Below are 10,241 nucleotides of genomic sequence, written 5' to 3'. Positions count from 1 at the left end.
GAAATATACATATCATCTTTATTATTGGTCTCGCCAACTCTATTTAATATAATAGATGAACACATCCATTCTTTACTATCAATATTTTTATTACATGCTAATAAACCAATTTCATATCTTTGTATTTTATTACCCTCAATATAAGGATTTGACGAATCCTGAAACTTTACTACTTCAATCTGTATTTTTAATCTAAATTTCTCAATACTATATTTACAAACATCTCTGTACATTTTATTCAATTCTTTATAAGACACTATATCCTGATGATTAAATGCATTACCATTTTTGTCCATACTGTTGCTTATAATAAATTCATTTTCAATAGAAAAAGAATTTCCTTCTCTATTAAAAATTACGTCATCAAAAGAACCACAATTGCAGTATTTTCCATTAAAAGATACCTCATTTGTTGCTGTTGAATTTTCATAGCTTTGCATCAAAAGCAATAAACTCTTTATAATTGCTGACTTCCCACTACTATTAATTCCACACAATATAGTTAGTGGTGCAATTTCAAATTTTGTTTTATCCCTATAACATTTATATCTTTCCAACTCCAACGAATGTAGCATACTTACTCCTCCAATATTTCAAGCTTTGATTAAGTATAACATATTTCAACAGGGAAAACTTTTTTATTTCATATCAATCAAATAAATCGTACTAAAATTTACATACAGCCGTCCCTCCTCCCACTGCATCTGATCCAACACCAGGCACTGGAACAGTACATCCACATCTTCCAAGCGGTAAATCCGGTTACATATCTCAGAAAAACCTACCAGTTCCGCTGTGTGCTGCATTACTTCTTTTCTGTGAACCAGACACTGCAGATACAATGCTGTCAGATGTTTCCTGCTGAAAATCAACGCTGTGGTTTCTGCCCCATCAACCACACATTTCCGCTTTTCTTTTTCATCTTCCGAAAGTTTCAAAAAGCAGCGGACATTCTCCACATACACATCTCCATCAAATGACGGATGTTTTTTCTTGATCCAGCATTTTGCGGATACCTCCATGTTTCTCCTGTCTATCTCTGATTTTGCGGTACGAAAATTTACATTCCTTCCATGAGCGTCCATATACACATTGCTTCGTATCTGCCTATCCGCCAGTGCCGCATACTCCCCGTTACGGAAAAAATAATCTAAAAGCTGATTCAATTTTGCCTGGCTCTCCACCAGATGGTAAGTATCATCGTTAAATCCCATCCCATCAAAACGTACCGGTGCGCTCCCTTTACTGATCTCACGCTCAATCGTTCTCAAAAAATCTCTCTGTGACTCCATGTTGTCCTCCACTTCTTTCTGATTGTCTGTCAGAAATCTTCTTTCACTTAACATCCTCAGTTCTTCATCCGCCCGTTTTCCCATAACCATCATCGGATAAAACAGTAAAAACACAATTACCTGCGCCGCCAGAAAATAAATCCCTATCATCGCCTATTCTCCTTCTCTAAAATCCGGGCAAACGTGTCCCATTGAAAAAACGGACTGATTTTCTTTAATACCGCAATCAAGTCCGCTTCATTTTCAATCTCTATATCCAGAAATTCTATTACACTGATTTCAAGCCCTCCGGCTATCTTCTTTAACTGCTCCAGTTTCGGTTTCCGTTTCCCAAGCTCATACTTGCGAATCGTATTCGTATTGATACCGGCCCGGTCTGCGAGCCGCTCCTGCGACAGCCCTCTCTGCATCCGGAAATACCGGATTTTCTCTGAAATATCCATCTTCATTCCTGCCTTTCATTTCCCGATAAATTGTCAGGAAGTTCCTCTGTCATTTGTTTGTCTTTGTAATACCTGCCGTCTCCCATTTCATCATACATTACTATGGATGCCGCAAAGAAACAAAACACCACAAATATCTGAAACAGGAATGCCAGCAAGGTAAATACCAATAACACAATCATCCCTACCATTTCCCAACTCCTTTTATTTATTAGACAGACAGTGAAAAAGCAACCGAAAACCGGCTGCTTTTATCAAACAATTTATTCTGTTTTGTTATCATCCAGCGTAAACGCCTCCGCCACAATCCGGATACCGAGTGCCACGCCCTGTATGAAATGTTCCCCGTTTTCCATCGTTGTCAATTTACCCGCATAGTCTTTATAATCGTGAAACATTTGCGATAGTTCCGGCGATAAATGGCTAACCAGCTCCTGCTCTACCGTATCGCATAACTGCATGGTATCATGATATTCCTGTTTATGGGGACAGCACCGTTCCCTGGGCATGATCCCGTCATAGAATAACTGTTCCAATAGTTTCCTGTCCATTCCTTATCCTCCATGTTCCCTGCCTTTTCTATCTTCCCGTAACAAAACGGACTGCATAGAAAGCGCTCCTTAACAATGTAATAGCTGCCAGTAACAGCTTCCATCCCATGATGATACTTCCGATCATACCGCCGATTAAGAGATTAAACACCAGGATGCCAACCGTTTCTCCGATGCCGGTTCCTCTCGGAACCATCCAGAAAAACATTTTCCCTACTCCAAACGGAACCCCTGCAAACAGCAGCCATTTCCGCCAGTCAAACATTCCCTGTTCCATGCACAAGGGGCGGAGCAGAAAGAACAGCAGTACAACAGCCCCTATTGGTAATATGGTCTTTACTATAAATTCTTTCCGGCTCATAAATTCCCTCCTCCGTACATGTCATGATTGACTTCCGCCCGGTAATAATTGTTGATGGTAGACGGTGCATTAAAAATGCAAGTCAGCAGATAGGATTTCACATTCCTGATCTTTGTTGTGTTATCGTGCAGGCATTCCAATACATACTGGATATGGGAACTGTTTACCTTCAACAGCTTATTCTTCACAAACTGATACGGATATTCTGCCCCCGCAATCACAACCGCTTCCCGTTTGACGCTTATAACCTCCACAATCAGCTCCACGATCTCATCTATGTATTCCTTTTCCCCAAGCCTGCATCCCTCGACCAAATACTCATACTCAATATTACTTTTGATAATATCCGTATAGGCTTCTATCGCATCCATCACATCAATCTGATCTGGCTGATTTTTCTTCTGCCTGCAGGATGGATTGATAAGATTGGTATCATTCCTTTCATTATCACTTAAATCAGTATTATTATAATAAGTATTATTAGAGTCTGGTTCTCCGACCTCGACAAGTCGGCTTTCCCGACCTTGATAAGTCGGTTTTTCCGACCTCAAGAAGTCGGTTTTTTCGACCTCAAGAGGTCGATTTTTCCGACCACGATAAGTCGGTTTTTCCGACTGCGACAAGTCGGTTTCTTCGACCTCATTTATTTGCGGGCTGTATTCGTCCGGCTCCTCCGTTTCTGCCGGCACATTTACCGCCTGCCGCTGCTTCATCACAAAGCTCTTTACATAGATAATGTCAGGCTTTCCAAATCCCTGTTTTACCCGTTCAATGAGTCCTATCCCCTTTTTGGTGTCCAGTTCCGCAAGTGTTTTCATCCCCTTATCCCTGCCGCAATTCATGTACTGCATGACCTGTTCCAGCGTAAAAATGATATACACTCTGTCATTTTCATCAATCCATCTGTTTTTGATGGATAACGCCATCCGGTCAAGCATCAGGCCATACAGCACCTTTGCGTCACTGGAAAGATTTCTGAAATAATCATCCGTAAACAGTGCCTTTGGGATACGGTAAAAAGCAAACTGCTCTGATTCATAGTCATGAAAATAATCAAATACAACATCATACTTCGCCATTTTGCTTTCCCTCCTTCCCTTTTCTTAATGATTTTTCTTCCAATCTTCCAGTAATTCAAAAATAACCTGCTCAATCTGCTGTTTACTATAGTCTTTGGGGAAATACTGCTTTATCCTGTTGCCCGGCAGCGTTACCTTTCCTGTGTCTTTCTTTTCCTCACTCAGGATGAGCTGCACAGCAAGTTCCGTCAATTTCCCATCCTCGCTGTGCTTTTTTAACGTTTCCGCCATTGCGCCGCTGACTGCGGCACCATTCTCCGTAATACACCGCAGTACCCAGGTTTGTTCTTCGCCTGACAGATACGAAAGGGCAACCGCCGGAATAAATTTTATTTTCCCATTGTCCACCAGTTCCAGTAATTCTGGCACAAGTCTCGTCAGACGGATATACCTCTGCACCTTTCTTCCACTGTCCCCTGCTTCTTTTCCTACCAGATCAGCGGTATCCGCTAGCTGTCCATCTTCCGTTTTTATCCCTTGATGTCTCATAGCTTCCATTTTCATCTTGTAGGCAAACGCCTTTTCACTGGGCAGGATGTTTTCTCTCTGGATGTTGGAATCCACCATGATAATCACAGCTTCATCGTCAGAATAATTGCGGACAATGACCGGCATGGTATCTTTTCCCGCCAGCTCGCAGCCACGTTTTCTCCTATGCCCTGCGATCAGTTCATAGCCTCCCGCATCCCGTACCCGCACAAGGGCGGGATTCAGTACGCCATAATTCCGGATGCTCTCCACCGTTTCCGCCATTTTTTCATCGTCACGCACATGAAACGGATGGTTTCTAAAAGGGTAAATATCTTTTAACGGAACTTCCAGCACCTTGTCTATATCAGCATTATTTTCACTGATGCCAAGCAGATCGTCATAAGAAGTAAGCTGAATATCTTTTTTCGGTCTACGCATGGTTCAGCACCTCCTGCGCCAGTCTTTCATAACTTTCAGCACCTTTACTACGAATGTCATAAGAGAAAATGCTGACACCCTCTGATGCCGTTTCCGCAAGAGCCTCTGACCGGGGAATCGAATCTTCAAATATCCTCATTTCATCCCCATAAGCGTTTTTTACGGCCTGCTTATTTCTTTTGGAATTGTTGTAGCGGCTGCTGTCCATCGTGAACAAAATCCCCTCAATCTCCAGTTTTGGATTAAACCGCTGTTTGATGCCTTTTACCACCTTCAACAGTTCCATCAACCCGTCCGCCGCATAATACTGCGGCTGTACCGGGATAAGGACGCTGTGAGCGGCACTCAATGCGTTAATTGTCAGCATCCCAAGAGAAGGCATACAATCAACGATAATATAGTCATAATCTGCTTTCAGCAATTCCAGGTACTCCTTCAGAACCATTTCCCTGTCCTCCACCGTAAGTAAAGACATATCCATACCCGTCAGCAGCTTGTTTGACGGAATGACGTCTACGCCCTCCTTATGGCTCAGAACAGCGTCTTTGGGATCGAACTCTACTCCCATGATGATATTCTCCATCATGTTTTTTAGTGTTACCCTCACATTTTTGGGAAATCCCAATCCCATTGTCAGATGCCCCTGTGGATCAGCGTCCACAAGAGCCACCTTTTTCCCTGCCCGGACAAGTCCGACTCCTAAATTGATGCTGGTTGTTGTTTTGGACACGCCGCCTTTCTGGTTTGCGACTGCAATTACTCTGCACATAACTTTTTCCTCCTACTGCCTGTTCTTTTCTACCTCTGCATACACACGAAAATATTTCTTTGTTCCTTTATTGGTAAAAGGCTCGGAAATCTGCAATACATTCACTCTTTTATCCCGTTCCAGGATTTTTCTGAACCACTTAATGTCATTTGTTGTTCCCTGAAGCCTGATTTTCAGCATATCCGCCCTCCCATCTGGTTAATAGCAATACTCCGGATACCGGATTTTGATTGCCTCCCAAAAATACTTTGCATAGCCACAGCAGAATAAATCTTCCACCGTATAGCATCCGCACTCCCGCAACTGGCCGTCCGCATCCTCAATATCAAAAACGCTCGGTGTACCGTTGCAATAAAGATTAAATGCCATCCGTACAATCCTCATGCTGCCGCTGGTCTGCCATCCTTCGTTTAAACATTCCGTTTTGACGCATCCGGACTTAAAATCATAAATACGATTTACATGATTTCTTGTATCCGCATCAATTCCGAGACAATATACCAATGCTTTGTGATATACGTCCTTATATCTGCACTGTGGCAGATACTCCAGATAAAAATCTTTGTGTGCTGCACTCTTAAAAGTTATTGTGCGAGTAGTCTCGCTGTTTGCACCTAACGCTGTACTGTTCTTCATGTTCTTTTCCTCCTGAAAATTTTTATAGAAAAAGGCACTCCGTTTTCGGAATGCCCTATATAAAAAATAGGGACACTCTCATTCAAGTATCCCTATAATCTATCAAATATCTGATAGTCCACTATTCACTTTCATATTCAGGATTTTTTGTGTTCCCCGTACCGAGGTCTAAGGCAACAACTACGGTTACTCTCTGTACAAGTATCTTTTCCTTGTGATTTTCACCGATTTTGTTGAAACTGAAAAACTCTACAAAGTGCGTAAATTCAAGGATTTCTAGATATCTTTCCTTTGTAGTCCCACCACAGTCTCCACATGCACCGTGTGTGGAAACTGATCTACCGCCCTCACTCTTTCAATCTCATAGCCCTTCTCCCGCAGGAATTTCACATCTCTTGACAGCGTTGCAGAATCACAACTGACATACACGATCCGATCCGGCAGCATATCTACCATCGTCTGAAGCAGGGCTTCTTCACAGCCTTTTCTTGGCGGATCCACCACGATTACATCTGCGTGCGCCTTCTCTCCTCCATGCGTTTTTTCATAATCCACATAGTACTGCGGCAATACTTCTTCTGCTCTTCCTACATAGAATTCTGCATTTTCAATGCCATTGATCTTCGCGTTGTTTTTGGCATCTTCAATTGCCTGTGGTACAATTTCAACTCCGTAGACCTGTTTTGCCTTCTTTGCCAGAAACAGTGAAATGGTTCCGATGCCGCAATAAAGATCCCACACGGTTTCATTTCCTGTCAACCCGGCATATTCCAGCGCCAGTCCATAAAGCTTTTCTGTCTGAACCGGATTCACCTGATAGAAAGATAATGGAGATATCTGATACTTCACATCTCCGATATAATCTGTGATATATGTCTGTCCCCACAGTGGTTTGATCGTATTGCCCATGATCACATTCGTCTTTTCCTTGTTGATGCTGAGTGTAATGCTGGTCATACCTTCGATCCCGGACAATCGTTCTGCCAGTTCCTGTCCATGTGGAAGTGTATCGCTATTGATCACAAGGCACACCATAATTTCCTTTGTCCTGAATCCATAACGGATCAGGACATGGCGCACCATCCCCTTATGAAGTTCTTCATCATAGGCCTGGATCCGGTATTCTTCCATGAATGCAAGGATACATTCCAATATCTCCTTATTCACTTTTACACCAAGTGCACAGTCTGTATTCGGGATAATGCTGTGTGTCCTTCCCGCATAAAAGCCTGTAATCGCATGTCCTTCCTTATCCGTACCGATCGGAAATTGAGCTTTGTTGCGATAATGAAACGGCTGTTCCATGTCTTCTGACAGTTCCATGCCTGCGATCGGTTCCATCTTCTTCGCAAGCAGTTCTTCCGGCACTTCCCCAATCCGTATCAGATTGCCCCACACCTTATCTTCTTTGAATTGAAGCTGTCTGGCATATTTCATCTCCTGAATCTGACAGCCACCACATCTTCTCGCCATCGAACAGACCGGCGTCTCCACCCGATCTTTGGATGGTTTAATGATATGCATCAGTCTCGCATATCCATAATTTTTTTTCGCTTTCATCACCCTGGCTTCCACCACATCTCCGATCATGGCATCTTTAATGAATAATGTATATCCATCTACCTTACCGATTCCTTCCCCATTTACCCCGATATCTTCAATCGTAACCGTCACCATCTCATTTTTCTGCATAATCTGCTCCTGTCTCCCTGATTCCATTTTTATCTTCTATAACCATTTAGGACGTAACACCTCTTTCAAAGCATTACGTCCTTATGTGTATCTCTCTAATTATCACTGTCCAGACAGCTTTGCTTCTATACAACCGTCTTTCTCAGATTGGATTCAAATAACCGGTTATATCCCAGCCAGTCACTGGTCTTTTTATCCTTGAATATCTCTGTCAGTGTCTGCATCTTTGCATCCGTACAGTCTGCAAAGTTCAAAGCAACCGCCTCAGCAAGCGCCGGTTTCTTCGGTGAACCGTATTCCAGCTCTCCATGATGTGCCACAATGCAGTGTTTCAGCTCATTCGCAAGCTTTTCCGGGAATCCCGGTATGGATCTCACCGCTTCTCCCACCATCTCTACACCGATTACAATATGTCCGAGAAGCTGCCCTTCATCCGTATAATCATTTTCCGGGAAAGAAGATAACTCTTTGATCTTTCCAATATCGTGACAGATTGCCGCTGCATACAGAAGATCCCTATTAAGAATCGGATAAGCACCTGCCATATACTCACAGAACTTCACCACACTCAGTGTATGCTCCAGAAGACCTCCTGCAAATCCATGGTGTACCGTCTTTGCTGCTGAATGTCCCTTGAACCGTCTGACAAATGTTTCATCTTTTACAAAATAATATTCAACCGCCTGACGCAAATACGGATTTTTAATCTGCTTTACATAATTCATCAGTTCCTGATACATGCCATCCGTACTTTTTTCAGTCGTCGGCATATAATCTGCCGGTATATATTCTCCTTCCTGCGCCTTTCGGATCTGCCGGATATTCAGCTGAAGATTGTTGTTATAACTGATTACATCCCCGAATACCTCTATAAAATCCATCTCATCATAATCCGCGATCCCGCCGGAATTCGGATCCCAGACTTTCCCGTCCAGAGTTCCTGTCTTATCCTGAAGGATCAGATTATCGTATGGCTTTCCGTTTCTTGTCTCTGCGGAACGTTTCCCCTTACACAGATACACGTTCCTGATTGTCTCCCCTTCACGCAGGGTATTGATATATCTCATATATTCTGCCTCTTTCTACAAGCTTTTTATTGGCTGCTTCCAATCATAACCGTAAATTCAATGTCCACATATCCGTCAACTCCCTGACGCATGCCTTTCACCTTTACCTTAATCCCGCTTTTTTCATCCAGCAAAGCCGCATGGTATGCGGAAAGAGAAGACACTTTCGTTCCATCAACCTCGGTAATCACATCACCGCTCTGGATACCTGCTTCCATCGCAGGTGAATCCGTCTTTACTTCTCTTACATAGACTCCCTTGGGGATATTCTGTTCTTCCATTTCACTGGTTACATCCTGTCCCAGAATTCCAATATAAGGAACCGACTGTCCATTAGAAAGAAGTTCTATATTCTCCTTCAGATCAGAGATGCCATATCCGGTTACCAGATTCATCCCCTCTTCTTTCAAAATGCTCTGATCGATGATTCCTATGATTGCACCGTTCAAATTCACGATCACACCCGTTCCATTGTCTGCACCTGCAATATCGGTACAGATCAGGCGATATTTTCCATCGGCGACTTCAATTGCATTTTTATTGGATGACATCGTTCCGAATCCCATCGAACCGGAATATCCAAATGGACTTCCAAGCACAATGACCGGCTCCCCCTGCTGCTCCGTTGAAGAACTGCCAAGCACTGCCGTTTTTATCTGTGCCCATGTAGATTCTGGTATCACAGACCTTGCAACCGAATAAATTCCAAGATCCAGGCTGTTGTCCGTCATCAGAATATCGGCTGTACAGGTTTCTCCATCGGCAAAAGTAATCCGGATCTCCTTTGACTCTTTGATTGGAGATATCTTACCCAGGATCAGAAGTTCTCTTCCATTATCCGCAACAATCAGACCGGACACACTGCCGGGATTGTCATTTTCCTCCGTCATCCATTCCTGATCGTTCTTTACTCCTGTGATCTCCACCACCGATTTCGCTGCATCCAAAGCAACTTTTAAGACCGCCTTCTGCATCTCACGATAACTGTCTGCATCCAGCACCGGTTCTATGACTTCCGTCTCTTCCGGTTTCTCCGTCTCCTCCCCGTCTCCTTCTTCTATCTCTTCGGGGATCGTCACCTGCTGAGGATCTTTCTGGAATCTGTTCTCCATCCATGGTTTTACCGCGCAGAAACTAAAGCTGGCAACAATTCCGAAAACCAGACCCAGTCCGGCTATGCGCCAGATATCATTAATAATCTTTCTTTTTCCTCCGGCCTCATCCTTAATCGTTTCCTGCATGAAAGAATATTCCGTCTGATCTTCTTCCATTGGAATATCCTCCTGCAGATCATCTCTTTTCTGCCCCTGCTCTCTCCGTGGATCTTTATTCTCATCCATAGACGATCATACTCCTTTACAATCCTTCCTATAGTATACCTTATGGTCGTCAAATGTTCAATATTTATCCTCATACACTTTACAAAAGGGATTGTTACAAAT

Annotated in this window: 14 protein-coding genes; all 14 read right to left on the bottom strand. The window is 43.2% G+C overall.

Going from position 1 to position 10,241, the window contains the following annotated elements:
* Positions 1-575, bottom strand: a 575-nt coding sequence (locus JQM82_RS12720; protein ID WP_235250733.1) for an AAA family ATPase, incomplete at its 3' end; no start/stop codon positions are given.
* A gap of 63 nt (positions 576-638) precedes the next feature.
* Positions 639-1,442 (bottom strand): hypothetical protein, encoded by an 804-nt coding sequence (locus tag JQM82_RS12715; protein WP_235250732.1) that lies wholly within the window; start codon positions 1,440-1,442, stop codon positions 639-641.
* Positions 1,439-1,735: a helix-turn-helix domain-containing protein gene (locus JQM82_RS12710; RefSeq protein ID WP_235250731.1), complete on the bottom strand. Its 297-nt coding sequence runs from the start codon at positions 1,733-1,735 to the stop codon at positions 1,439-1,441. Before JQM82_RS12710 ends, JQM82_RS12715 begins: the two co-directional genes overlap by 4 nt.
* Positions 1,736-1,737: 2 nt before the next feature.
* Positions 1,738-1,926, bottom strand: coding sequence for a hypothetical protein (locus JQM82_RS12705; RefSeq protein WP_235250730.1), 189 nt, complete (start codon positions 1,924-1,926; stop codon positions 1,738-1,740).
* 72 nt (positions 1,927-1,998) lie between these two features.
* Positions 1,999-2,286: a DUF6809 family protein gene (locus tag JQM82_RS12700; protein ID WP_235250729.1), complete on the bottom strand. Its 288-nt coding sequence runs from the start codon at positions 2,284-2,286 to the stop codon at positions 1,999-2,001.
* 28 nt (positions 2,287-2,314) lie between these two features.
* On the bottom strand, positions 2,315-2,647 hold the full coding sequence (locus JQM82_RS12695; RefSeq protein WP_235250728.1) for a DUF6050 family protein: 333 nt from the start codon (positions 2,645-2,647) through the stop codon (positions 2,315-2,317).
* The gene (locus tag JQM82_RS12690) at positions 2,644-3,726 is read right to left on the bottom strand and encodes a DUF6017 domain-containing protein (protein ID WP_235250727.1); all 1,083 of its coding nucleotides are present in this window, start codon (positions 3,724-3,726) and stop codon (positions 2,644-2,646) included. Before JQM82_RS12690 ends, JQM82_RS12695 begins: the two co-directional genes overlap by 4 nt.
* Before the next feature lie 24 nt (positions 3,727-3,750).
* The gene (locus tag JQM82_RS12685) at positions 3,751-4,635 is read right to left on the bottom strand and encodes a ParB/RepB/Spo0J family partition protein (RefSeq protein WP_235250726.1); all 885 of its coding nucleotides are present in this window, start codon (positions 4,633-4,635) and stop codon (positions 3,751-3,753) included.
* Positions 4,628-5,404 (bottom strand): ParA family protein, encoded by a 777-nt coding sequence (locus JQM82_RS12680; protein ID WP_235250724.1) that lies wholly within the window; start codon positions 5,402-5,404, stop codon positions 4,628-4,630. Before JQM82_RS12680 ends, JQM82_RS12685 begins: the two co-directional genes overlap by 8 nt.
* Before the next feature lie 12 nt (positions 5,405-5,416).
* Positions 5,417-5,584, bottom strand: coding sequence for a hypothetical protein (locus JQM82_RS12675; protein WP_235250722.1), 168 nt, complete (start codon positions 5,582-5,584; stop codon positions 5,417-5,419).
* An 18-nt stretch (positions 5,585-5,602) separates the two neighbouring features.
* A complete protein-coding gene (locus JQM82_RS12670) occupies positions 5,603-6,040 on the bottom strand; it encodes a DUF6075 family protein (protein ID WP_235250720.1) in 438 nt (145 codons plus the stop codon).
* Positions 6,041-6,316: 276 nt separating this feature from the next.
* Entirely contained in the window at positions 6,317-7,732 is a 1,416-nt protein-coding gene (gene rlmD, locus JQM82_RS12665) for a 23S rRNA (uracil(1939)-C(5))-methyltransferase RlmD (protein ID WP_235250718.1), read from the bottom strand.
* A 125-nt stretch (positions 7,733-7,857) separates the two neighbouring features.
* Positions 7,858-8,799, bottom strand: a complete 942-nt coding sequence (locus tag JQM82_RS12660) for a 3'-5' exoribonuclease YhaM family protein (protein ID WP_235250717.1) — start codon at positions 8,797-8,799, stop codon at positions 7,858-7,860.
* Positions 8,800-8,825: 26 nt separating this feature from the next.
* Complete coding sequence (locus JQM82_RS12655) at positions 8,826-10,139, bottom strand: S1C family serine protease (RefSeq protein WP_235250716.1); 1,314 nt, start codon at positions 10,137-10,139, stop codon at positions 8,826-8,828.
* Positions 10,140-10,241: the final 102 nt, after the last annotated feature.

The organism is Faecalicatena contorta, from assembly GCF_021531995.1.
Taxonomy (GTDB): Bacteria; Bacillota; Clostridia; order Lachnospirales; family Lachnospiraceae; genus Dorea_A; species Dorea_A contorta_A.
This window is presented reverse-complemented; position numbering and strand designations above follow the sequence as displayed.

Bases quoted from the DNA above. Each gene is read 5' to 3' on its own strand.
- JQM82_RS12715 (WP_235250732.1), bottom strand. From the start codon at position 1,442: ATGATAGGGATTTATTTTCTGGCGGCGCAGGTAATTGTGTTTTTACTG.
- JQM82_RS12710 (WP_235250731.1), bottom strand. From the start codon at position 1,735: ATGGATATTTCAGAGAAAATCCGGTATTTCCGGATGCAGAGAGGGCTG.
- JQM82_RS12705 (WP_235250730.1), bottom strand. From the start codon at position 1,926: ATGGTAGGGATGATTGTGTTATTGGTATTTACCTTGCTGGCATTCCTG.
- JQM82_RS12700 (WP_235250729.1), bottom strand. From the start codon at position 2,286: ATGGACAGGAAACTATTGGAACAGTTATTCTATGACGGGATCATGCCC.
- JQM82_RS12695 (WP_235250728.1), bottom strand. From the start codon at position 2,647: ATGAGCCGGAAAGAATTTATAGTAAAGACCATATTACCAATAGGGGCT.
- JQM82_RS12690 (WP_235250727.1), bottom strand. From the start codon at position 3,726: ATGGCGAAGTATGATGTTGTATTTGATTATTTTCATGACTATGAATCA.
- JQM82_RS12685 (WP_235250726.1), bottom strand. From the start codon at position 4,635: ATGCGTAGACCGAAAAAAGATATTCAGCTTACTTCTTATGACGATCTG.
- JQM82_RS12680 (WP_235250724.1), bottom strand. From the start codon at position 5,404: ATGTGCAGAGTAATTGCAGTCGCAAACCAGAAAGGCGGCGTGTCCAAA.
- JQM82_RS12675 (WP_235250722.1), bottom strand. From the start codon at position 5,584: ATGCTGAAAATCAGGCTTCAGGGAACAACAAATGACATTAAGTGGTTC.
- JQM82_RS12670 (WP_235250720.1), bottom strand. From the start codon at position 6,040: ATGAAGAACAGTACAGCGTTAGGTGCAAACAGCGAGACTACTCGCACA.
- rlmD (WP_235250718.1), bottom strand. From the start codon at position 7,732: ATGCAGAAAAATGAGATGGTGACGGTTACGATTGAAGATATCGGGGTA.
- JQM82_RS12660 (WP_235250717.1), bottom strand. From the start codon at position 8,799: ATGAGATATATCAATACCCTGCGTGAAGGGGAGACAATCAGGAACGTG.
- JQM82_RS12655 (WP_235250716.1), bottom strand. From the start codon at position 10,139: ATGGATGAGAATAAAGATCCACGGAGAGAGCAGGGGCAGAAAAGAGAT.